Annotated in this window: 19 protein-coding genes and 2 pseudogenes; 9 read left to right on the top strand and 12 right to left on the bottom strand. The window is 60.8% G+C overall.

The genetic code is table 11. The features are described from left to right. Nucleotides 1-364: 364 nt before the first annotated feature. Entirely contained in the window at nucleotides 365-505 is a 141-nt protein-coding gene (locus ACI2KG_RS10680) for a DUF3077 domain-containing protein (RefSeq protein WP_404661860.1), read from the bottom strand. Nucleotides 506-883: 378 nt separating this feature from the next. Here ACI2KG_RS10680 and ACI2KG_RS10675 point away from each other — a divergent pair, with 378 nt between their 5' ends. Further along, nucleotides 884-2,965, top strand: a complete 2,082-nt coding sequence (locus tag ACI2KG_RS10675; protein ID WP_404661867.1) for a TonB-dependent siderophore receptor — start codon at nucleotides 884-886, stop codon at nucleotides 2,963-2,965. Between the two features lie 141 nt (nucleotides 2,966-3,106). Here the strand turns inward: ACI2KG_RS10675 and ACI2KG_RS10670 are convergent, their stop codons facing one another. Continuing rightward, entirely contained in the window at nucleotides 3,107-4,099 is a 993-nt protein-coding gene (locus ACI2KG_RS10670; protein WP_404661859.1) for a hypothetical protein, read from the bottom strand. 36 nt (nucleotides 4,100-4,135) lie between these two features. Here ACI2KG_RS10670 and ACI2KG_RS10665 point away from each other — a divergent pair. After that, a pseudogene (locus tag ACI2KG_RS10665) lies at nucleotides 4,136-4,279 on the top strand (YceK/YidQ family lipoprotein); the annotation flags it as partial. Between the two features lie 156 nt (nucleotides 4,280-4,435). Here the strand turns inward: ACI2KG_RS10665 and ACI2KG_RS10660 are convergent. The 6 genes from ACI2KG_RS10660 to ACI2KG_RS10635 form a co-directional block, all read right to left on the bottom strand. Beyond that, nucleotides 4,436-4,945: a ProQ/FinO family protein gene (locus tag ACI2KG_RS10660; RefSeq protein WP_404661858.1), complete on the bottom strand. Its 510-nt coding sequence runs from the start codon at nucleotides 4,943-4,945 to the stop codon at nucleotides 4,436-4,438. Between the two features lie 83 nt (nucleotides 4,946-5,028). After that, nucleotides 5,029-5,583 (bottom strand): helix-turn-helix domain-containing protein, encoded by a 555-nt coding sequence (locus tag ACI2KG_RS10655; protein WP_016485777.1) that lies wholly within the window; start codon nucleotides 5,581-5,583, stop codon nucleotides 5,029-5,031. Between the two features lie 251 nt (nucleotides 5,584-5,834). After that, nucleotides 5,835-7,193: an aspartate aminotransferase family protein gene (locus ACI2KG_RS10650; protein ID WP_404661857.1), complete on the bottom strand. Its 1,359-nt coding sequence runs from the start codon at nucleotides 7,191-7,193 to the stop codon at nucleotides 5,835-5,837. 70 nt (nucleotides 7,194-7,263) lie between these two features. Then, nucleotides 7,264-8,037 (bottom strand): gamma-glutamyl-gamma-aminobutyrate hydrolase family protein, encoded by a 774-nt coding sequence (locus ACI2KG_RS10645; protein WP_404661856.1) that lies wholly within the window; start codon nucleotides 8,035-8,037, stop codon nucleotides 7,264-7,266. Nucleotides 8,038-8,111: 74 nt separating this feature from the next. Continuing rightward, the gene (locus tag ACI2KG_RS10640) at nucleotides 8,112-9,458 is read right to left on the bottom strand and encodes a glutamine synthetase family protein (RefSeq protein WP_404661855.1); all 1,347 of its coding nucleotides are present in this window, start codon (nucleotides 9,456-9,458) and stop codon (nucleotides 8,112-8,114) included. A 27-nt stretch (nucleotides 9,459-9,485) separates the two neighbouring features. Further along, the gene (locus ACI2KG_RS10635) at nucleotides 9,486-10,040 is read right to left on the bottom strand and encodes a helix-turn-helix domain-containing protein (RefSeq protein WP_404661854.1); all 555 of its coding nucleotides are present in this window, start codon (nucleotides 10,038-10,040) and stop codon (nucleotides 9,486-9,488) included. 254 nt (nucleotides 10,041-10,294) lie between these two features. Here ACI2KG_RS10635 and ACI2KG_RS10630 point away from each other — a divergent pair, with 254 nt between their 5' ends. Then, nucleotides 10,295-10,999 carry an SDR family oxidoreductase gene (locus tag ACI2KG_RS10630; protein WP_404661853.1) on the top strand — a complete coding sequence of 235 codons (705 nt, stop codon included), beginning with the start codon at nucleotides 10,295-10,297 and terminating at the stop codon, nucleotides 10,997-10,999. A 258-nt stretch (nucleotides 11,000-11,257) separates the two neighbouring features. Here ACI2KG_RS10630 and ACI2KG_RS10625 read toward each other — a convergent pair whose 3' ends face one another. Together ACI2KG_RS10625 and ACI2KG_RS10620 are read right to left on the bottom strand one after the other, a co-directional pair. After that, nucleotides 11,258-11,971, bottom strand: coding sequence for a murein L,D-transpeptidase catalytic domain family protein (locus ACI2KG_RS10625; protein ID WP_404661852.1), 714 nt, complete (start codon nucleotides 11,969-11,971; stop codon nucleotides 11,258-11,260). Between the two features lie 85 nt (nucleotides 11,972-12,056). Further along, on the bottom strand, nucleotides 12,057-13,091 hold the full coding sequence (locus ACI2KG_RS10620; RefSeq protein WP_404661851.1) for a L,D-transpeptidase: 1,035 nt from the start codon (nucleotides 13,089-13,091) through the stop codon (nucleotides 12,057-12,059). A gap of 293 nt (nucleotides 13,092-13,384) precedes the next feature. On the opposite strand from ACI2KG_RS10620, the gene ACI2KG_RS10615 reads away from it, so the two are divergent. The 3 genes and pseudogenes from ACI2KG_RS10615 to ACI2KG_RS10605 all read left to right on the top strand — a co-directional run bounded on the left by ACI2KG_RS10615 (nucleotide 13,385) and on the right by ACI2KG_RS10605 (nucleotide 16,287). After that, entirely contained in the window at nucleotides 13,385-14,905 is a 1,521-nt protein-coding gene (locus ACI2KG_RS10615; protein ID WP_404661850.1) for an NCS1 family nucleobase:cation symporter-1, read from the top strand. Between the two features lie 216 nt (nucleotides 14,906-15,121). Further along, a pseudogene (locus ACI2KG_RS10610) lies at nucleotides 15,122-15,700 on the top strand (TonB-dependent receptor domain-containing protein); the annotation flags it as partial. A 107-nt stretch (nucleotides 15,701-15,807) separates the two neighbouring features. Continuing rightward, nucleotides 15,808-16,287: a GNAT family N-acetyltransferase gene (locus tag ACI2KG_RS10605; protein ID WP_404661849.1), complete on the top strand. Its 480-nt coding sequence runs from the start codon at nucleotides 15,808-15,810 to the stop codon at nucleotides 16,285-16,287. A gap of 429 nt (nucleotides 16,288-16,716) precedes the next feature. Here the strand turns inward: ACI2KG_RS10605 and ACI2KG_RS10600 are convergent, their stop codons facing one another. Both ACI2KG_RS10600 and ACI2KG_RS10595 read right to left on the bottom strand, forming a co-directional pair. Beyond that, entirely contained in the window at nucleotides 16,717-17,340 is a 624-nt protein-coding gene (locus ACI2KG_RS10600) for a hypothetical protein (RefSeq protein WP_404661848.1), read from the bottom strand. Between the two features lie 40 nt (nucleotides 17,341-17,380). Beyond that, nucleotides 17,381-18,049, bottom strand: coding sequence for a hypothetical protein (locus tag ACI2KG_RS10595; RefSeq protein WP_404661847.1), 669 nt, complete (start codon nucleotides 18,047-18,049; stop codon nucleotides 17,381-17,383). 284 nt (nucleotides 18,050-18,333) lie between these two features. Here ACI2KG_RS10595 and ACI2KG_RS10590 point away from each other — a divergent pair, with 284 nt between their 5' ends. The 3 genes from ACI2KG_RS10590 to ACI2KG_RS10580 all read left to right on the top strand — a co-directional run bounded on the left by ACI2KG_RS10590 (nucleotide 18,334) and on the right by ACI2KG_RS10580 (nucleotide 21,429). Beyond that, the gene (locus tag ACI2KG_RS10590; protein WP_404661846.1) at nucleotides 18,334-18,897 is read left to right on the top strand and encodes a hypothetical protein; all 564 of its coding nucleotides are present in this window, start codon (nucleotides 18,334-18,336) and stop codon (nucleotides 18,895-18,897) included. A 209-nt stretch (nucleotides 18,898-19,106) separates the two neighbouring features. Further along, nucleotides 19,107-20,219 (top strand): ankyrin repeat domain-containing protein, encoded by a 1,113-nt coding sequence (locus ACI2KG_RS10585; RefSeq protein WP_404661845.1) that lies wholly within the window; start codon nucleotides 19,107-19,109, stop codon nucleotides 20,217-20,219. Between the two features lie 196 nt (nucleotides 20,220-20,415). Then, nucleotides 20,416-21,429, top strand: a complete 1,014-nt coding sequence (locus tag ACI2KG_RS10580) for a hypothetical protein (RefSeq protein ID WP_404661844.1) — start codon at nucleotides 20,416-20,418, stop codon at nucleotides 21,427-21,429. Nucleotides 21,430-21,565: the final 136 nt, after the last annotated feature.

Below are 21,565 nucleotides of genomic sequence, written 5' to 3'. Positions count from 1 at the left end.
CAGCGCAGCCCTAAGGGCTGGGTGATCTCCCACAGAGATTGCGCAAACTTTTAGACTTTGAAAAAGACAGTTGCTCCCACATCTGTTTCGGGCCAATTATGCCTGTGCTTTTGGCGCGCGCACCCTGGGTGCATGACTGGAGATTGATAGAGACCAGCGGCGCCCCCTTCAATATCGAAGGGAACAATCAAGGCGGACAGAGGTGACTTAACAGGATGGACTGGCCCGAAACAGATGTGCGGCCTTGTGCCGCGAAGCGCCGCGCGGGCGGCGCTCGATCGCATAGGCGATGCTAAAGCCATGGCGAACACCTCGCCTTTTCTTACTGAATGGTCTTTAGGCCAAGCCCGCTCCCACCTTCAGATCATCGGTGCTTGCGCATGCCCATGTGGGCGTCGTCCATCAGCGCCTTGGCCATGTCACCCAGAAAGTGCGATGCCCGGACCAGCACCGGTTCGTTGTCCACTACCCCGATAAACGACGCCCGGCGTGAACAGTCACGCATGACTGCCAAGGGCATGCGGGCGGTGGGAGGCTTGGGTAGCGTGCAGATGGCGTGATGGTCTACCAACAGGGCGCGAAACGCGTATTCGGTGGCGTGGGTCAGGGTACTTTCCAGGTGATGCGGTCAGCTTTGCCTATGACGCACTGGGGCGGCGCCTGTACAAATACTCACGTGTTCGCGGGTAAGCCCGCTTCCTGCAACGACGTAACCGGCGCCCCTGCGGCCTCCCGCTTCGCGAGACGTGAAGGCGCATGAAATATTATTTATCAAGATAAATTCTCAATTGATGTAGTTTCTCATTAGCGCACCAGACACATCCCACGACCACTCCCCCGCCCAGGACTTGCCCCTTTGAAACGTCACCTCCCTGCCCGTCTGCTGCTGGCCGGCGCCTGCAGCGCCCTGCCTGTCGTTCACGCCGCCGACAACCTCACCCTGCCCGCGACCCAGATCGACAGCACCCGCGAAGCAGCAGACGGCATCAGCCAGGGTTACGAAGGCCGGGCATCCTCCAGCACCACCAAACTGGGCCTGACCGACAAGCAGACGCCGCAGGCGGTGACCACCATCACTCGGCAGGCATTGGACGATTTCAAGATCACCGGCATCAAGGACGCCCTGCGTGCTGCACCTTCGGTGACCGTGGAGCAAACCGAGACCGACCGCACCGAGTTCACTTCGCGCGGCTTCGATATCGATACCTTCGAATACGACGGCATGGGTATGCCCTTCGTCAGCAGCACGCTGGTCGGCGACCAGGACCTGGCCGAGTATGAGCAGATCGACGTGCTGCACGGTGCCAATGGCTTGATGAGTGGCGCCGGCAACCCGTCTGCCACGGTCAATTTCGTACGCAAGCGCCCGACCGATACCTTCCAGGCCCAGGTCGATACCAGCGTCGGTTCGTGGGACAGCCGTCGCATTGACATCGACGTGGGCGGCCCGCTGACCGACAGCGGCAATGTGCGTGGCCGTTTCATCTACTCCCACGACAAAGGCAACTCGTGGATGGACCGCTACAGCCACGAACGCAATGTGGCAGCAGGCCTACTGGCGTTCGATGTGTCCGACGCCGACACCGTGACCGTGGGCTTTTCCCAGCACAGCAGTGATTCCAACGGCAGCACCTGGGGCAACCTGCCGCTGGTCGACAGCAAGGGCAATGCCATCCACTACAGTGGGCGCAGCAACAGCATCGGCCAGCCGTGGACCTACTGGAACCTGCACACCCAGCGTGCCTTCGTCGAGCTGAAACACGACTTTGGCAATGACTGGAACGCCACCCTCACCGCCACCGGGGTGCAGGAAAAACAGAATACCAACATGCTCTACGTCGGCTCGGTGACCGGTGATGTTGCCGACGCCTATGCCAACCATACTCGCAGCGAGGCCCACCAATTGCTCGGCGAGGCCAAGGTGCAAGGGCCGTTCAGCCTGTTCGGGCGCGAGCACCAGCTGACCTTCGGTGCTGCGTATGGGCGCACGCACCAGAAAGGCCAGGAGTACGACGAAGACCTGGAGCACGGTAGCGCCTTGCAGACTTCGTTCTCGGGCATTCTTGCGGGCACTACCCCCATGCCATCGTTCGGCGCTACCAGCGAAGGGCTCGGGCAAAACTTCCAGGACACGCAGAAAAGCCTGTTTGCCGGGGCACGCTTCAGCCTTGCCGATGACCTGCACTGGATTGCCGGCGCACGCATGCTCAGCGCCGACGGCAAGGGCGAAAGCTATGGCACCGCGCACGACACGCGCGAGCACGGCAAGGTCACCCCCTACACCGGCTTGGTCTACGACCTGAACGACGCCTGGAGCGTGTATGGCAGCTGGACCAAAATCTACAACCCCCAATACGTATCAGGTACCGACCATTCGGTACTCGACCCACTGGAGGGCAAAAGCATGGAGGTCGGGGTAAAGGGCAGCGTGATGGACGAACGCCTGCACCTGACTGCCGCGCTGTTCAAGACCGAGCAACGCAACGTGGCGGTGGATGCGGGGTATGACGGGGTTCAGGAAGTCTACACAGCAGAGGACTACAAGAGCCACGGCGTGGAGTTGCAGGCCTCTGGCGAAGTAGTGCCGGGCCTGGACCTGCTCGGCGGCTACACCTACGTGCGCATCGACAATGACAACGGCGAGCGGGCGCGTAAATATGTGCCGACGCACAGCTTCCGCGGCATGGTCACCTATCGCCTGCCGAGCGTGCCACAGATGAAGGTGGGTGCCCGTCTCAGCTGGCAGACGGCGATCGAAAACGACGACAACAGCGCCATTCACCAGAACGCCTATGGCCTGGTTGACCTGATGACCAGCTACGACATCGACAGCAACTGGAGCACGTCGCTGAACCTGAACAACGTCACTGACCGTAAGTACCTGTTGTCGCTGTACAACAATGCGACCACCGCCAGCTACGGCGCGCCGCGCAACCTGACGGCTTCGGTGACCTGGAAGTATTGAGCGGGCCTGCACGATACCTGTGGGAGCGGGTTTACCCGCGAATGCGTCGGTAAAAACCACCATCGCATTCGCGGGTAAACCCGCTCCTACAGGGGACTGCGCAAGTTTCTGCATTTACGTTGCGACCACCAAGGCGATCATTCAAGGCTTCAGAAGCTCATTGAAGAAACGGATGCCCATATCGGCGTTGGTATGCACCCCCAGCACCTCCCCCGCCTCATTCTGCACCACCGTATGGCCACCTTCGATGGGCTTGCCGGTGCGTCGATCCAGCGCTTGCATGCTGGATGGCAGGCTGAACAGCAAGCGCCCGTCACGGCTGCGCACTTGAATGTCGGCCGGATAATGCACCGGGCCAAAATCGACAGCATGGTTCAGGAAGCCATCCCAGCTGCGCGCCGGTCCATAAGGCTGCGCCATACGCATGCTCAGCCAACGCAGCTCCATGCCCAGCACCTGGACCGGGGTATCTTCGGACCTCGCCTCCCACTCAGGGGCGCTGGAGAACACCCTCACCGGCCCAGGCCAGACGATGCCACCCAACTCGGAACCCGGCGCCAGATAACACTGATGCAGCTTCCATTCGGCAAATTTGAAATGCGCACCGAAAGGAAACTCGAACTGGACCTCCCCAGGCTCGCACTTCCAACCTTCCAGTTCATGCGCAGACACGGTTTCGACAGTGGCATTGCCATGGCCCTGCCACAGTTTCAGACGCCGCACGGGCGTACCCATGATGGTCCCCGTCGTGCGGTCGAACTCGGCATGGCCCAGGCTCTGTATGCCATAGGGAACGGGCTTGCCGCTGTAATCCACCCTGTCGTCAAGGTTGTCCAGGTGCACCTGGGTGCCCGCTGGCAGTATCAGGTCACCCAGCACTTCTTCATGCTCCAGCCGCGGGTTGTGCGCGCGCCACTGCTGCCAGTGGCTGAACTCCGACTCGACGTAAGGCACGCTACCGACCGCCAGCAACACTGCCAGCAGACCGAAGCGCCAACGCCGCGCCAGCATGTAGCGCCGACTACGCGGAATCAGCAGGGCAACCAGACAGGCGCTGAGCAGCCAGAGAAACACTTCGGAAAAGATGTAGATCATGTAGCCGAGCAGCATGCTCGGCATATCGACGGGAATCATGAACGTCCTTGTTAACCCTGATACAGACTCAGCAGTTGGCCATTCCTGATCGATGCCCCCTTCTCGTTCGTGCTCGACACCGTGCTGCTGCCCTACGACCTGACAGCTTTTTTGCCGGAAGACATGGGCGGCGATCCTTACGAGTGCACGATCAAGGGTGGGTTGAACGTGATCATGTGAAGGAAGCGGGTTTACCCGCGAATGCGATGCTGATTTTACCGCCGCATTCGCGGGTGAACCCGCTCCCACAAGATCCGCAAAACGCTTGCGAGCTCGAGATACGTTAAGCCAGCGTTCGGGGCTGGAGACAGCCCCGTCAGTCGCGTACGACTGGGCTCAGTCGGCAGCTTGCACTGCTTCAGCGTCGGCGGCGGGGGCCGGAGCCTGCGCTTTGGCCTTCGCCCGGTTGCGCCGGTCCTGGCTACGCTGACGCGAAGCCTGTTGCTTGGCATGCAGTGCCTGGGCAGCGGTCACGGTGCCAGCGGCTTGGCCAGCGAGGTCCAGGCGCGGTGCGTCCTCGACCATGCTTGCCCAGTAGCGCGCACCCCGGCACCAGGTCGAGATACCCAGTTTCAGCTGTTCGCGGGTCAGCCCAAGCAGCTCCAGGTGTTGCTCGGCATCCTTGAAAATGCCCTCCTTGAGCGGCACCTTGGGGGCCGGGTTGACCGGGAAGGCCAGTGGAAAATGCTTCTGCAAAGGCCAGATCGCAGCCACCGCCGGATCCTGCTCACGCGGCTTCGCCTGCGGGGACGGCTTGCGCTTTGGCTGTTTCGCGCTCTCGGCCTTTACCTGCTGTTTTTCCGCCCGCAGGCGGTCGCGTAGCTCTGCTAGTTGTTCAAAACCCATCGTTCAGTTCACTGCTTGAAGTTGATTGCGTGGTGCAAGGATAACCCATGCAGCCTCTTCATTGTTCGCAGGTCATCTTTCCATCAGCTGAACACCCAGAGCACGCGTGTGGGTTTGTCGGTCAGATTGGCGTAGCGAAAGCTCGCATGGGGCTGCAGCTGAAAGCTGTCACTGGCGCGCAGCGTTACCGGCTCACCGCCGCCCAGCCACACGGTAAGCTCGCCTTCAAGCACGAAGCAGCCTTGCTCCGAGCTGTCGTCCAGGTACTCCTCGCCACTGCTCGCCCCCGGCTCCAGGTGGCTGTCGAGCATGGAGAACGCACCCGTTATCGTGGGCGATGCCAGCACATCGGTAATGCCACCGGCCAGGTGCAGGGTGCGGCGCTCGTGGGGCCGGGTGACCCAATCGAGTTCACGGGGTTTGTCCAGCTTGTAGAAATAGGCGGTGGAGACACCGAGCTCTTCGCTGATGGCTGTAAGGTCGGCCACGGTCGGGCGCGATACGCCCCGCTCGACCTGGGACAGAAAGCCCACCGAGCGGCCGATGCGCTGTGCCAGCTCGCCCAGGGTCAGGCCTTTGAACTTGCGCAGGTCGCGAATCAGTACTGCCAGGCCTTCGATTTCTTCGTGCACTTTCATAGTTGAATCGCGACTTTCGGACGGGAAAAGAATGCCCTGAAAAGTACATGATTCGACTCGCAAAGCAAAATGCTTCACAGAGCAGTTGCCGCGGTCACCTGTAGGAGCGGCCTTGTGTCGCGATCGGGCTGCGCAGCAGCCCCAGCGATATTTGCATGTACGCTGAAATCCTGGGGCTGCAGCGCAGCCCGATCGCGACACAAGGCCGCTCCTACAAAGACCGCGCTAGGGATGGGAGACTTGTTCTGCCCTTAGCGCACAACCTCGTACGTCAGGTCCAGGCACTTGCGGGCTTTTTCCACCAGCTCGTCGATCTCTTCAATGCTGATCACCAGCGGCGGCGCGATGATCATGGTGTCGCCCACCGCGCGCATGATCAGCCCGTTGTCGGAGCAATGCTGGCGGCAGATCATGCCCACGCCCTTGCCTTCATAGCGGGCACGGGTGGCCTTGTCTTTTACAAGTTCGATCGCACCGAGCATGCCCAGGCCTCGTACTTCGCCTACCAGCGGGTGGTCGGCCAGCTCGCGCAGGCGCTGTTGCAGGTAAGGCGCGGTTTGCTCATGCACCTGCGTGATGATCTGCTCGTCCTTCAGGATACGCAGGTTCTCCAGCCCCACTGCCGCCGCCACCGGGTGGCCGGAATAGGTGAAGCCGTGGTTGAAGTCACCGCCTTCGCTGATCACCTTGGCCACTTCGTCGCGCACGATCACACCCCCCATCGGGATGTAACCGGAGGTCAGGCCCTTGGCGATGGTCATCAGGTCGGGCTTGAGGTCGTAGTAGTCAGTGCCGAACCACTCACCGGTGCGGCCAAAACCGCAGATCACTTCGTCAGCAACGAACAGGATGTCGTACTTGGCAAGGATCTCCTTCACCTTCGGCCAGTAGGTCTGCGGCGGTATGATCACCCCGCCGGCGCCCTGGATCGGCTCGGCGATAAAGGCCGCGACGTTGTCTTCGCCCACTTCGAGGATCTTCTTCTCCAGCTGCTCGGCCGCCCACACACCGAAGTCGGCCTCGGTCATGTCGCCGCCCTCACCAAACCAGTAGGGCTGCGGGATGTGCACGATGTCCGGGATCACCCCGCCCTGCTGGTGCATGCCGCTCATGCCACCCAGGGCCGCGCCTGCCACGGTGGAGCCGTGGTAACCGTTGATGCGGCCGATGATCACCTTTTTGCTGCTCTGGCCTTTCAATGCCCAGTAATGGCGGACCATGCGCAGCACAGTGTCGTTACCTTCGGAACCGGAGCCGGTGAAGAACACATGGTTCATGCCTTGCGGGGCAACATCGGCGATGGCCTTGGCCAGTTCCAGCGCAGGCGGGTGCGCCGTCTGGAAGAACAGGTTGTAGTAAGGCAATTGCTTCATCTGCTGGCTGGCCACCTCGGCCAACTCATCGCGGCCATAGCCGACCGCCACGCACCACAGGCCGGCCATGCCGTCGAGAATCTTGCTGCCTTCGCTGTCCCACAGGTACACGCCCTTGGCCGAGGTGATGATACGCGGGCCTTTTTCGGCCAGCTGTTTCACATCGCTGAACGGGGCCAGGTGATGGTCGCGGCTCAGTGCTTGCCAGGCCTGGGTTTGCGAATTCTGTTCACTCATTGTCTTCACTCCATCAAGTTGCGCAGTCGTACTGCGCAGGTAATTTCTGTATTTGGGAAAAAGCCGGCGTTCAGGCGCTGAGCAACAGCTTCTGGCGCAGCACCGAGCGCTGCCGGCAGGCCTTGCCAAACGACTGGAAGATGGTCAGGTAATGCGGGTTATCCATGACCTGGAACTCGGGGTGCCACTGCACGGCCAGCGCGAAGCCCTTGCCGTTCTCGACCGAAATCGCCTCCACCAGGCCATCGGGTGCCAGCGCTTCTACCCTCAGCCCGGGGGCCAGTACATCGATGCCCTGGCCGTGGATGGAATTGACGTCGAAGATTGCCGGCAAACCCATGCGGTCGAGCAGCCCGCCTGGCTCTACATGCATGGTATGGCGCGGGCCGTACTGTTTTTCGATCGGTTCGCCCTTGCCTTCGCGGTGGTCCATGAATACGCCAGCCTCGTGCACCTTCTGGTACAAGGTGCCCCCCAGCGCCACGTTCATTTCCTGAAAGCCGCGGCAAATGCCCAGCACCGGTACCCCGGCGGCGATGGCCGCACGCATCAGCGGCAGCGTGGTGGCGTCACGCAGCGGGTCGTGCTGGGTGCCCTCGGCACTGGCCGGGCCGTTGTAGTGGTACGGCTCGATATTGGACGGCGAACCCGTGAAGATCAGCCCGTCCACCACGTCCAGAATATCGGCGCTGTCCATAAGCTCGCCCAGGCTGGGTATCACGATGGGCAGGCCATACGCCGCCTTGGTTGCCGCGCGTGCGTACTTCTCGGCAATGGTCTGGGTGGCATGCTGCTCAATCATGCTGGTGCATGCGGTAATGCCAATAACGGGCACACGTGGCATCTCTTCCTCCGGCAAATCGGTATTGCGCGTGGTGTTTGAACGTTGGTAAGGCGTCGTTTTTCGAACCGCAGCTGCTACAGGAACCAGCGGTACTCGCGGGCGTCGATGTGGCGCATGAAGTCCAGTTGCTCCTGGTACTTGTTCTCGCAATAGACCATCACGAACTCACTGCCCAGGCCTTCGTTGACCGCCGGGTGATGGCGCATGGCGGCCAGGGCACTGAGGGCATCCTTGGGGAAGTCGATGCCGCTCTGGCGGTTTTCATTCAGCGGGGCGATGGGTTCGACGCCGCGGTCCAGGCCGTGCTCCATGCCGGTCAGGATGGCTGCCAGCACCAGGTACGGGTTGGCATCGGCGCCCGCCAGGCGGTGCTCGATACGCAGGTTGCGCGGGTCGGACTCGGGGATGCGAATACACGCATCGCGGTCTTCGAAACCCCAGCTGGCTTTGCTCGCGGCATTGACCATGGCGCCATAGCGGCGGTAGGCATTGTGGTTGGGGGCAAAGATCGGCATGCAGTGCGGCAACAGCTCCAGGCAACCCGCCACCGCATGGCGCAGCTTGCGCTGTTCAGCACCGGCAAGGAGGTTGTTGCCATCAGCGTCGTACAGGCTGACATGCACATGCATGCCGCTGCCAGGCGCATCCAGGTACGGCTTGCTCATGAAACTGGCCCGGTAGCCGTGCTTCATCGCAATACCGCGGGTGCTGCGGCAGAACAGCGCCGACCAGTCCGCTGCGCCGAGGGCATCGTCGCTGTGCGAGAAGTTGATTTCAAACTGTCCAGGGCCCAGCTCGGCAGTGATGACGTTGGCCGGCACGCCCTGCTCGTTGGCGCCGTCGACCATCTCGTGCAGCACCGACGAGAAGCGTGACAGGCGCTCGATGTGCATGTTCGGTTGATCGTCTTCGTCGCCGGTCGCGGTGTCGCGCGGGTACTGTGGCAGGCCATTGTCCAGCGTGCGGTCGAACAGGTAGAACTCCAGCTCGAACGCCACCACCGGGCGGATGCCGCGCCTGGCCAGGCGTTGCAGCACGCGGGCCAGCACCTCACGGGGCTCGAACTCGATCGGCGCGGCGGTACCGTCGGAGGTGATCAGCATCTGCGCGATCACTTCCTTTTCCCAGCGCACTGGCTTCAGGGTGCCTGGCACCAGGCGCCGTGCGGCATCCGGGTCGCCGTCGGCGAAGCAGTAGTCACCAATCGGGTAAAGGCCCCCTTGGGTACCCAGCAGCACGCAGTTCTGCGGCAGTTTCAGGGGTGCGCCGGCGGCGACTTTCTCCAGCATGTCCATGGGGTAGCGCTTGCCATAGAAGTGCCCGGGGATATCCAGCGCAATCAGGTCTACATACCGTATTGCCGGGTGTTCTGCGCGGAATGCGCGCACTTCAGCCAGCAGATCCGCAAAGATGACACTCATCTTCTTATCCTTGTGAGGTGAACGAATTCAATTGAAGACCCAGAGCACGCGGGTGGGCTTTGCCGTCAGGTTGGCGTAACGGAACTGCGCGTGGGGTTGCAGCTGGAAGCAGTCGTTGGCCTGCAGCGTCACGGCCTCGCCGTGGTCCAGCCATACCGTCAGTTCGCCTTCAAGCACGAAACAGCCCTGCTCGGAGCGGTCACTCAGGTAGGCCTCGCCACTGCTGGCGCCCGGTTCGAGATGGCTGTCGAGCATCGAAAAGGCGCCGGCGATGGTGGGGGACGCCAGCACATCGGTAATGCCTGCCTCAAGGTACAGCGTGCGCCGCTCGTGGGGCCGCGTGACCCAGCCGATGCCGCGCGGCTTGCTCAGGTTGTAGAAGTACGCGGTCGATACACCGAGCGCTTCACTGATGGCGGTAAGGTCGGCCACGGTCGGGCGCGACACACCGCGTTCGACCTGGGACAGGAAGCCAACTGAGCGGTTGATACGCTCGGCCAGTTCACCCAGGGTCAGGTTCTTGAATTTGCGCAGGTCGTGAATAAGGATCGCGAGGGCTTCAACCTCTTCGTGCATCTTCATCGTTTCGGACTGCCGTGAAATTTTTAGAGTTATTTTTCATGAAAAATTACATGAAAATTTTCACGAGTCAAGCCGAATGTGTACTGAAGACAGTTATCAGTTTTCTTTTAAGGCCACTGCAGGTGTGACAAGAGCAATCGAAAGGCAATAGTTTATCTACTGAGATCGAAAAGCCTGGCTGCCTCCCTCACCAGGGTAACCGTTGCTAATCTGAATGCGCTCAAGCAATCAGCAGTTCACACTCCGGAGGCAGCATGACAGTAGCGAAAGTTGCAATTATCACGGCCGGTGGCAGCGGCATGGGTGCCGCAGCAGCACGGCGCCTGGCGGCTGATGGTTTCAAGGTTGGCATCCTTTCCTCTTCGGGCAAGGGCGAGGCACTGGCGGCCGAACTCGGTGGCATCGGGGTAACCGGCAGCAACCAGTCGGTTGAAGATCTGCAACGCCTGGTCGACGCAGTGGTAGAGAAATGGGGCCGTATCGACGTGCTGGTCAACAGCGCCGGCCATGGCCCGCGCGCGCCGATCCTGGAGATCAGCGACGAGGACTGGCACAAAGGCATGGACACCTACCTGCTCAACGTCATTCGCCCGACGCGCCTGGTAACGCCTTACATGCAGCGCCAGAAGGGTGGCGTGATCATCAATATTTCCACCGCCTGGGCCTTCGAGCCGAGCGAACTGTTCCCGACGTCTGCCGTGTTCCGCTCGGGCCTGGCTGCATTCAGCAAGATTTTTGCCGACAATTTTGCTGCCGATAACGTGCGCATCAACAACGTCCTGCCCGGCTGGATCGACAGCCTGCCGGCCACTGAACAACGCCGCGACAGCGTGCCGCTCAAACGGTATGGCACCAGCGAAGAAGTGGCCGCGACCATCGCGTTTCTGGCCAGTGATGGCGCTGCCTACATTACGGGGCAGAACATCAAGGTCGATGGCGGTGTGACACGCAGCGTCTGATTGCCGGTAGGCAGCCACCGCGTCGCTCCCGCTACTCAGAGGCCCAGCGCTCTCATGGAATTTGACGCGCGGTCTCTGTGGGAGCCGCGCTTGCCGGCGATGGGCTGCAGAGCAGCCCCAAAGTCTCAAGTCACTCAAAAGACGGCAGAATGGTGTCGTCTGCATTGGGGCTGCTTCGCAGCCCATCGCCGGCAAGCGCGGCTCCCACACCAAAAAACGGCGATCTCCTAAAGGGTACGCGAAGCGCTTTCCCATGCCCTACTTGCTGGCAACCGATTGATTGGCCAGGCAGCTCTGCCCGTTCAAATAACGCGACGTTTTCAGCCAGTCCTGCTGCGGGTAAAAGGCAAACACATAGCTGCCGCGTTGCAGTGTCTGAATCAGCTTGCCGGCAATGGCCGGGCGTACGGCAGGGCAACCTTGGCTGCGGCCCAGGCGACCAAGGCCAGGCACCACCTTGGGGTCGGCATACGCAGCGGCGTGCATGACAATCGCCCGCGACATGCTGTTGTCATTGAAGCCCGGCTCCAGGCCCTGCAGGCGCAGCGAACGGCCGTGCTTGCCGCTGTAGGTCTGGCCGGTTTCATACAGGCCGATGGAGGACTGATAGCTGTTCGGGGCGTTGGAGAACGCCGTGGGCACATCGGCGCCGCTGTTCTTGCCATGGGCAACCCACTCTTCGAACAACAGCTTCCTGGCGCGCAGGTCGAACACCCACAGGCGTTTGTCACGCGAGGCCTTGGAGTAATCGATCACCGTCAACAGCTTGTCCCCGTCGCTGTGGCTGGCACAGTCATAGGCGGTGAGCGCCAGAGCCAGAGTCGAAAGGTTGGCATTGGGCGCCAGCTGTTGCAACTCGGCGGCGCTAGGTAGCGATTGTGCCTGGGCACTGTGCCAGGCACCGAGGAAAAACAGGCCAATAGTGGCCACCGAGAGCCGCACGGCTCCCCGCAATGGTTTGAACATCGACATGGATTACCCTGTTGAAAAGCTGGCTTTTCTTGCCTTGTTTGCTGCCAAAAGCGCCTACTTTGCTTGATTGCTGCAGAATTGCCGATCACTTCTTGACCAATGGCTTATGTTCTTCAGTGTCTTCTGTGCTGATTACCGTGAACTTGCTGTCGCTGCGGGTATCGCGGGTAGACGCCCAATCGGTAATAACCAGCATGGTGCCAACGTCCATCGCCGCACGTAGATGGCGGCGGAATTCCGGGTTGATGTTCAATTGGCCCAATTGCTCATACGGCGTGTCGCCGTACTCCGGGTTGCTCAGGCCCACCACCGACCATCGCAACGGCAGCGCGGCATCGAGTGCCATGGCAGATGGTTTCTGCAACAGCGAATACACCGCCATGCCACTGCGGTGCTTGCTGTTTTCCAGCGAGAGTGCCGGCGCCGAGCCAATCAACTGGCCATTGCGAAACACGTAGGCGCGCAGGTCGGCGCGGCTGATCAGGATCGAAAGTGGCCCTGCGCCCGGGTCCGGGTCGTTCCAGAACTGCTGGTTGCTCAGCACCAGCGGGCCTTGGGCTTTGCCATCGCTGACCGTCGGCGCCAGCACGCCGGGGTGGTAGACCTCTACCGGGGCACTGTTGGTGTCGGAAACAATCACCGTGGTCGAACTGAAACCGGTGACTTCGTACAGCTTCTTGGCAAAGCCCATCGGCAAACGCACGCAACCATGCGACGCGGGGTAACCCGGCAGATGGCCAGCGTGCAGGGCAATACCGTCCCACGTCAGCCGCTCCATGTAAGGCATGGGTGCACTGTTGTAGAGGCTGGATTTGTGCTCGACCTTTTTCTGCAGAATGCTGAATACCCCGGTCGGGGTTTCCCGGCCGGCCTTGCCGCTGCTGACGGTACTGACGCCGATGGCGATGCCATTGCGGTAAACATAGGCGCGTTGCTCGGTGAGGCTGACCACCACGGTGACCGGCCCCACCGGCGAAACCTGTGGGTACCAGAGAAACTGGCCAGGCTTGAGGCTTTCAAGCTGGCTTCTGAGTGCTGCCGGGGTGGGCACCTGCAGGGGTGCCGCGTCAGCCAATGCGACAGCCAGTAACAAACCCAGCCCGAGCGGTACATGCAACATCGAATAGCCCCCTGATACGCCTGCGGCCAGCTTAGCCGCAACGCGCCCCGCCAGCCACTTGCTCAACGCACCATGCCACCTCCTGACGAGCAGTACAGCAACCCGTTCTGGCAGAGTAGTAACAACCGCGCACACATAATGTGCACAAACTTCCCACCTCATGACGCTGAACGCTACGGAGCAATGGGCCATCAGGCCCGGAAGCCGCGAACTCCCTGTGCATTACAGAGTGGTACGAATCTTGTTTGTATACAAAACCAAAAATAAAAGTACACAACCATCATGGAGTCCCGATGGCGTCGATTTCGCGTTCCGATGTTAGCCCGCTGGGTGCCCTCCCCACCGACACGACCGCGCCCGGTCAGGTGGCGTTGAGCTCACGCTTGTACAGTGCCGACCTTGCGCCCACCCGCGCAGCCAATCGCACCTGGGGGCGCTACAGCCTGTTCGCGCTGTGGACCAACGATGTGCACAACATGGCCAACTACTCCTTCGCCATCGGCCTGTTCGCTTTAGGCATGAGCGGCGCGCAGATTCTCGCCGCCTTCGCCCTGGGTGCACTTGTGATCTACGGGCTGATGAACCTGTCCGGCTACATGGGCCAGAAAACCGGCCTGCCCTACCCGGTCATGTGCCGGATCAGCTTCGGCATCCATGGTGCGCAGATCCCGGCACTGATTCGCGCGGTGATCGCCATCGCCTGGTTCGGTATCCAGACCTACCTCGCTTCGGTCGTGCTGCGCGTGCTGCTTATCGCCATCGCGCCGGACCTCAAGGGCTACGACCAGAACTCGATCCTAGGCCTGTCGACCCTGGGCTGGGTTACCTTCCTCGGTATCTGGTGCGTGCAGGTGGCCATTTTTGCCTACGGCATGGAAATGGTGCGCCGTTTCGAATCGTTTGCCGGGCCGATCATTCTGGTGGCGTTCGCCAGCCTGGCGGGCTGGATGTACTGGCGCAGCGGCCTGTCGATCGCCTGGTCCAGCGGCAACGCGCCAAGCGGCTCCGCCATGTGGTTGAAAGTGCTCGGTGCCGCCGCCCTGTGGGTATCGCTGTACGGCACCATGATCCTCAACTTCTGCGACTTTACCCGCAACTGCCCGGACCGCCGCACCATCAGCGTCGGCAACTTCTGGGGCCTGCCGGTCAACATGCTCGGCTTTGCGTTGATTGCGGTGGTGCTGGCCGGGGCGCAGTTCAGCATCGACGGCAAGCTGGTACAGGGCCCGACCGAAATCGTCGCGGCCATCCCCAACACCGCCGGCCTGGTACTGGCCTGCCTGGCCTTCCTGATCGTGACCGTGGCGGTGAACATCATGGCCAACTTCGTCGCCCCGGCCTTTGTACTCACCAACCTGGCGCCCAACCTGCTGAACTTCCGCCGCGCCGGCCTGCTAAGCGCTGCCATCGCGGTAGTGATCCTGCCCTGGCACCTGTACAACAGCCCGTCGGTGATCGTGTACTTCCTCGGCGGCCTGGGCGCCCTGCTCGGCCCACTGTACGGCATCATCGTCACCGACTACTACCTGGTACGCCGCAGCCGGGTGAACCTGCCGGAGCTGTACAGCGAGAGCAAACAGGCGGCCTATCACTACACCGGCGGGGTCAACCTGCGCGCAGTAGCGGCGTTCATCCCGGCTGCATTGATCGCCATCGTGCTGGCGCTGGTGCCGGCGTTCGAGACGCTGTCGCAGTTCTCCTGGTTCTTCGGCGCCGGCCTCGGCGCGCTGATCCATTACGCCATCGCCAACCGCAGCGCCAGCTACACCGAGGTTTGCGGTGAATGTATTGCGGTGGAGAGTGCGCATCACTGACTCGGGGTCGGCAGCGGGTTCAATCAAATTGGGGGCGGCTTTGCGCCCCTTCGCGGGCACGCCCGCTCCCACAGGTGTTGCGCGCTCTCGGGGTTTGGCGCAATACCTGTGGGAGCGGGCGTGCCCGCGAAGGGCTGCAAAACAGCCCGAACAAAGCCACTGGCTCTTAACTGACTGGCATCAGCCCTAATGCAGTCAGCCCACACTGCATTCTTCTGGCATCGCGACATCAAGGACAAACCGTACAACCCAGAAAAAACCAAGACCAAGGAATCGGAAACCGGTGTCTACTTTCCTTATGCCGGTGTGGTGTACGAAATCAACGATACAAGTCAGTACAGGGAACCACCACCAAAGGCGCTGAATTCACGCTGGACGGGGAGTTGGCTGAAGGCTGGCAGGCATCAGCCGGCTATGCCTATGCGGACAGCACCGATGCCGACGGCCAGCGTATTGTCACCACCCTGCCCCGCCACAGCCTGAAGACCTTCACCCGCTACCGCCTGCCGGGCATTCTGAATAAAGTTACCCTTGGCGGCGGTGTGAACTGGCAAAGTAAAACCGGTGCCGACCTGCACACCTTTACGCAAGGCAGCTACGCCGTCACCAACCTGTTGGCGCGCTACGACTTCAACCCAGCACCTGAGTGCATCGGTCAATCTGAACAACCTGTTCGATCGCGAATACCTCAGCTATGCCGGCGACCACGGTATGTACGGTGCGCCAAGAAACATCATGACGGATATCAGATACAACTTTGATGTTCATATGCGCCGTGCTGAACCCGGGCCATGAGCTGCAGCAACCGTTGTAGGAGCGGGTTTACCCGCGAACACCGGCGAAGCCGGTGCCATACCCCGCGTCGCCTTCTTCGCGGGTGAACCCCGATACCAAGGAAGAACATGGACATTCGAGCAACGACCGAAAAGGACTGGATGTTACTCAAGCACGTCAGGCTGGCCGCGCTGCTGGATGCGCCAACCGCCTTTGGCGTCAGTTACACAACTGCCGCTGGCTACAGTGACGACCAATGGAAACAAAGAGCCGCTTCGACGGAGACCGAATTCTGGCTGGCGTTCCAGGCAGGCACACCCGTTGGCATGGTCGGGGCGAGAGTCAGTGAGTCCAAGCGCTTCAACTTGATCGGGATGTGGGTCGAACCCGCAGCCCGGGGATCTGGTATTGCAAAAAAACTGGTCGATACCGTCAAGGCTCGATCCTCTGAAAGAGGTTTTGACAGCGTGTACCTGGATGTCGCGCCTGAAAACGGTATCGCCTCAAGCTTTTACTTGAGGCAGGGCTTTGTTTTTCTGGATGAATGGGAACCATTGGAAAGCCACCCCCACATCACTGTTCAAGCAATGCTATGGACGATGGGCTGAACGCTGGGTCTGACTTCTTTGCAGCCTATGGGCTCTTGAGCTTTGCGTGTGCTCGCTCAGGTCTTTAAGCTGCAGTCATGAATACGGATTACCATTCCGCCAGGGGCCAACCATTGTCTACAGATCCGCTATGTCTTGTTTTCGTACCCGCGCTTGCCTTCGCGATGGAAAAAGAGCGGGGTTATAAAGACATCGTTCCAGAAGAATGCTGGACGGAATGGCAGCGGGTACGCACCTCCTTCTGAGCACCCTTGCTCACACAACCGTTCTGGGCCGGAAAATGGCGAGGCCCCGCTTCTGCACAGTCTGCTATGGGTCGATAGCAGACGCTCACGACCGGCTGCTTTCGACCCATTGCGGACATTCGACTGGGCTGCGTTCACCCTCGGCCTGCCGGGAGCAGCTCTGGCCATAAGTCTGCACGGCACACTAGCGCAATGAGTCAGACGGCTTCAGGGGATTGATCTGATCCTGCCGAATCCAGCCGATATGGGAGCGTTCATCGTCGCCGGTAAACTCGACATGCGCCCAGCCTGGCTGGTAGGCCAGCAAGCCCACAACATCGCCTTTGATGATGTAGGGACCCCTTGAGCCATCCTTGCCTCGATTTTTTTGCAGATAGGCCCTCTCGGCGCTAACAGTAGCCAGGCCGATCCAGTGCTTGCTGGCGGTGCGGCTCAACGCCAGCCCGGTGCTGATCATAGGCCCCAGCACACTGCCGCAGCCAGGGTGCTCCTGCCCTTTGGGCACCCTCAGCTCGATGCCATCAGCAGTCGCCGTTACACTGCCGGGAAATGCCTGGTGGCTCCAGGTGGTGACCCGCATCGGCGAGGCGTCATCGAGTTGGCCCTGGAGGTAGAATGCGCAGCGCCGGCTTACCCCCTCGCCAAGCTCTTCGGAGAAATAACCCTCAACCTTATGGTCCGGCGTAATTGCAACCATCAATCCCTCATATTGCCCTGGTGTTAGCGCAACACTGCCCGCCGTTACCGACGACGCACTAGCACTCAACAAACCTGATAACAGCAACCGTGACCAATTCACGTTTTTCATCCATGCTCCCCTATTGGTGATAGCCATTTACCGGCATACGTCAGGTGTACTGGACATAGAAGTATCCGGCTTCATCACCTTCCTTGCCGCGCCGGGCTCGATGGTCGATGAAGACATAGCCGATGCCATCAGCGAAAATGCCCTCATGGTCGGGGTTGATCTCGGCAATGTCTGCATCGAGCAGTTGAAGATGGAACATGTAACGAGGACTTAATTCGTAGACGGGGTCCTGTAACCAACTGGGCGTGCCAGATGATTTGCTCATCTCGATGCCGCCGAACTCACCGCCGATTTCCACATCGAATTCGTCCTCGTTCATTTCTTCGAAGTCGATGAACGCCTGAGTGAGCAGCAGCGGGGGATTGCTGGGGACTATAGGTTCGGGTGCAAGATCGTGCAGGATGACGCGGGCAAATCCGTTCTCGATCTGCTCCTGCAATTCTGACTGCTGATGAACCGTATAGCGGCGCTGGAGCGCGGCGTTGAAGCCTCCGCTCTGGTACTGCTGGGCGGCGATGAATACAGTGAGGGCCATACCCGGAGGTACGCACTGATAGCCGGCATAAAAGCGATCGGTCGTGGTGACCAGAGGGGTCAATAGCTCGCCTGTCTTGGGGTTAGACGGCCACAGCTTGAGGTCGGTGAGATAGGCGCCACCGCCGATGTGACCAAATCCCTTGTCTTGTTGTTTCAGGACAATCTTTTCCATGTCTGTTCACTCCTTGAAAACCGATGCAGTGCTTCTCCATGAGAGTCACCATGCAGACAGCCCAATGCCAGGTCTCCCAAACGGCAGTGGATTCTGCAACAAGTGAACACGGATTTCCAACATCCGGCAGGGCACTGAACTTCCGCGATTGCTGAGCAGGTCCTGCTGTTCATAGGACGCTTCGGTATCTGCTAAGGTACTGCCCTGCCTCGTAGGGGTACTTCCATTGCGTAGCCGTTCATGGACGGGGCCATGGAATCTGAAATATGACAAGGAGCGTTGACATGAAGTATCGAGGACGGCTGTCGGCCGAGCAGTTTGAGGCGTTCATGGCCCGCTATTTTCCGACCTTCATGGGTGGCAGTCTGTTGTGCATGCTTGCAGGGGGTGGCGGTATTGCCATGTGGCAGCACGGTTACCTGCGCGGTATGCCGGACGGCCATATGTACGCACTTGCGGCGGGGCTGATCATATTCCTGCTGATTTGCGCCGGGCAAATTGCCTTGATCCGAGGTTTTCGCTGGGGAGTATGGTTGGTATTACCGAGCTTGTTGGGCCCGGCAATCGCGGCTGTTGGCTTATTCGGCACTCGGTTTGCCGGTGCCGGCCAAATGGGCATCCTAGTCATGTCTCTGGCAGGGTTGTTGGTGATCAACAGCAAAAAGCACCGGGCCATGCGTAAACGCCTGGAAGAAATGCGATTACAGCGCAAAGGGGCCATGCCGGCCACGCGTTCGGACGAATTCCCGGATGGCCCACCGCCCGAAAAAGCATGGATGACCTTTCTGGTGGTGGGGTTGGTGGCGATCATCATCTTGGGCAAAGTCTATCTGTTTTTCTGGGGGTGAAGGCAGTCAGCAGCAGCGTCACGATCTGGAAGGCTTTGATGCCTGCTGCGAGCAGGATCAAAGCCAAGTGTGATCGCAAGCGCAGTTCAGTCCTGACCGCGACGCCCTAGGCTTGCGCGCCTGTGCCGACGAGGGTGGCCAGTCACCCGCCCCCGGCAACTCTACGAACAGCAGAACCTATGAACAGCAGAAACGGGAAGCCATGAAACATGCCGAACACTGCCAAAGCGATGTGGAATGCCAGAGTCGCTATCGAGCAGAACGATCCGGATCAACTCAAGGCCATGCTCGCGCAACAGCCCGAGCTGGCCACGCTGTCGATCAATACCCAGCCCGGTTACCGCAACCTCATGCATATCGCCGCCGCCAGCGGTAACCTGGCCATCTGCACCTACCTGCACGGTGCCGGGGTGGCGCTGGATGCGCCGGCCCCTAGAGAGTCGCGCGTCACGCCGCTGACCGAAGCGGCAGGCAGCGGCCAGTTGGCCACCGTCGACTGGTTGCTGCAACAGGGGGCGCGGGTCGACGGTGACCCACAAGCGGTGGCCAACCCACTGCTCAACGCCTGCCGCTTCGGCCACCTCGAAGTGGCCACGCGCCTTTTGCAGGCCGGGGCAGACGTGAACCGCCTACATGCCAATCTCCACCAGACGCCGCTGGACCTCGCGTTGGTGTGGAAGCACGCCGAGCTGCAGGCCTTGCTCGAAGAGCACAGTGGCCAGGCCATCGTGACGCACAATCCCGACTGGTCGCAGCAGCACCTGGGCGCTATCGCCGATTACGTGCACACCACCGCCGGCCCGGTGCTGCCGCTGGCCTATCGCTATGCGTTCGACGGGCGCGAGGTGTCGCTGCGGATCGCCAACGTCGAGAACAAATGGCGTTACAAGCTGCTGTTCACCCTTGGCCTGGCAGACTTCGCCCCGGCTACCGAGCTGTTCGTCTGCCTGACCGACAACTGGCCGGTCAGCGCCAGCGCCCAGGCCTGCGATGCACCCGTGTCCTTCCCCATGCGCCTGCTGCACAATGCAGCCAGTTCGGTGGTCGCTGGCACGCCGATCGAGCAAGGACTGCTGGTGACGCCCGACAGCGACCTGGCCGCAGGCCTGACCTGGCCTGAGCAGGTGGCCGCTATGCTGGTGGTCGATTACCTGTGGAACCCGCAGAGCCAGGCACAGCCCATCGACGCCCCGGTGAAGCTGCTGACGTTCGTCCCGCTGGCCAACCTCGACAGCGTCGATACCCCGGCAAAGCTGGCCAAGCTGGTGGAGAAAAAACGCAAGGCGCGCTGGAATGCGATCGCCCTGCCATTCGAACCCTAGCGGGGCGACCCGAGACGGCTTGTGCACGACAGCCAGCAGCCGCCCGCCAGGGCGACCCTGGTCCTGCACTCACGCTGATGGCCAAACTGCTCAGCAGCCTTACCGAGTCCGTGGTCTAAGCCATAGCCGTGATCGGTACCGGCGGCGAGGCTTTGAGCAAAAATACCAGCTCCGGCAAAACCCCAGGAAGCGACGTATGAAGAACATCGCCAATATCACGTTGTACGCCCCTGGCATCGTGCTGTTCGACCCTCTGACGCTGCAGGCTTTCCTGCAACGCGTCGGTTACCAGGGCAGCGATGTGTTCGACCTGTTCATCGACGATCAGGCGATCGGGGCCCAGGCCATCGGCGAAGGGGTAGTCTTCCCCATCTACCAGATACCCGACGACGACTACGCGGTATTTCTCGAGCAAGGCGCCCTGCCAGCCGCCGACGCACAGCGGCATTTCACCTACCAGGGCGCGCCACTGCATGTGACCTCTGGCGTGCTAGTTGCGGCCGACCTCGGCGCGCTGATGGACTGGGACGCAGCGTTCTTCTGCAACTACCTCGAGAACTACCCGCAACGGCTGAAGAACAACGACTACTTGGATGTGGCTCCGGGCCGGTATCTGGTTGCCATTAGCGGATACAGCGCACTGGCAGCGCCCCTGAATCCGCTCGGCTACGGTTTGCGATTGGAGGCGGTGCAGCAGTTGCCCCCTGCCATGCCAGACGAAGACTTCGACTTCTCGCTCGAGCGAGATGGGCAATCCGTGAACCGGCAATTACACAGGCTAATGACCATGCACATCGACGAACTAATTACCCTGGGGCAATACCGCAGCTTTCTCGACACGCTGGAGCATCAACTGGGCCAGCCGGTCGGCCGGGTGCCGCTGGAAGAAGGTTTGAGCGACTTTTACGACCACTGCCTGGAACTGGCCAGGCTCGACGCCAGCGTACTGCTGACCATCCTCGAACAGCAGCGCGAGGCGAGCCTGCGCTACATCGGCGCCAAGCTCGAGATGTTCGCCGAGCCCGAAGGCGGCAAGGACAACATCGTCAACGAGCCTCTGCCGTTGACGCTCCCGCTCGGGCACTTGATCGAGTTTGCCCTGCTTGGGCAGGGCGATGGGATTGCCGCCTACCTCGAGCAGCTGCGCATCCCCAAGGCCCAGCAATACGCCAGGCAGATCAGCGCGCTGTTCGCCAAGAGCGCCGACTGAGGCGCAGCGGCTCAGCGCCCAGCCAGCTCCACCTGCCCGGCATTAACCCGCACGGCCCACACCGGCAATTGCTGGGAGAAAAAACGCAAGGCATGCTGGAATGCGATCGCCCTGCCATTCGAACCCTAGCCAAGGC

Source organism: Pseudomonas sp. NPDC089407, assembly GCF_044900445.1.
Lineage (GTDB): Bacteria > Pseudomonadota > Gammaproteobacteria > Pseudomonadales > Pseudomonadaceae > Aquipseudomonas.
This window is presented reverse-complemented; position numbering and strand designations above follow the sequence as displayed.

Bases quoted from the DNA above. Each gene is read 5' to 3' on its own strand.
- ACI2KG_RS10620 (WP_404661851.1), bottom strand. From the start codon at position 13,091: ATGTTGCATGTACCGCTCGGGCTGGGTTTGTTACTGGCTGTCGCATTG.
- ACI2KG_RS10640 (WP_404661855.1), bottom strand. From the start codon at position 9,458: ATGAGTGTCATCTTTGCGGATCTGCTGGCTGAAGTGCGCGCATTCCGC.
- ACI2KG_RS10655 (WP_016485777.1), bottom strand. From the start codon at position 5,583: ATGAAAGTGCACGAAGAAATCGAAGGCCTGGCAGTACTGATTCGCGAC.
- ACI2KG_RS10585 (WP_404661845.1), top strand. From the start codon at position 19,107: ATGCCGAACACTGCCAAAGCGATGTGGAATGCCAGAGTCGCTATCGAG.
- ACI2KG_RS10605 (WP_404661849.1), top strand. From the start codon at position 15,808: ATGGACATTCGAGCAACGACCGAAAAGGACTGGATGTTACTCAAGCAC.
- ACI2KG_RS10650 (WP_404661857.1), bottom strand. From the start codon at position 7,193: ATGAGTGAACAGAATTCGCAAACCCAGGCCTGGCAAGCACTGAGCCGC.
- ACI2KG_RS10670 (WP_404661859.1), bottom strand. From the start codon at position 4,099: ATGATTCCCGTCGATATGCCGAGCATGCTGCTCGGCTACATGATCTAC.
- ACI2KG_RS10645 (WP_404661856.1), bottom strand. From the start codon at position 8,037: ATGCCACGTGTGCCCGTTATTGGCATTACCGCATGCACCAGCATGATT.
- ACI2KG_RS10660 (WP_404661858.1), bottom strand. From the start codon at position 4,945: ATGGGTTTTGAACAACTAGCAGAGCTACGCGACCGCCTGCGGGCGGAA.
- ACI2KG_RS10625 (WP_404661852.1), bottom strand. From the start codon at position 11,971: ATGTCGATGTTCAAACCATTGCGGGGAGCCGTGCGGCTCTCGGTGGCC.
- ACI2KG_RS10680 (WP_404661860.1), bottom strand. From the start codon at position 505: ATGCGTGACTGTTCACGCCGGGCGTCGTTTATCGGGGTAGTGGACAAC.
- ACI2KG_RS10590 (WP_404661846.1), top strand. From the start codon at position 18,334: ATGAAGTATCGAGGACGGCTGTCGGCCGAGCAGTTTGAGGCGTTCATG.
- ACI2KG_RS10580 (WP_404661844.1), top strand. From the start codon at position 20,416: ATGAAGAACATCGCCAATATCACGTTGTACGCCCCTGGCATCGTGCTG.
- ACI2KG_RS10595 (WP_404661847.1), bottom strand. From the start codon at position 18,049: ATGGAAAAGATTGTCCTGAAACAACAAGACAAGGGATTTGGTCACATC.
- ACI2KG_RS10635 (WP_404661854.1), bottom strand. From the start codon at position 10,040: ATGAAGATGCACGAAGAGGTTGAAGCCCTCGCGATCCTTATTCACGAC.
- ACI2KG_RS10615 (WP_404661850.1), top strand. From the start codon at position 13,385: ATGGCGTCGATTTCGCGTTCCGATGTTAGCCCGCTGGGTGCCCTCCCC.
- ACI2KG_RS10600 (WP_404661848.1), bottom strand. From the start codon at position 17,340: ATGAAAAACGTGAATTGGTCACGGTTGCTGTTATCAGGTTTGTTGAGT.
- ACI2KG_RS10630 (WP_404661853.1), top strand. From the start codon at position 10,295: ATGACAGTAGCGAAAGTTGCAATTATCACGGCCGGTGGCAGCGGCATG.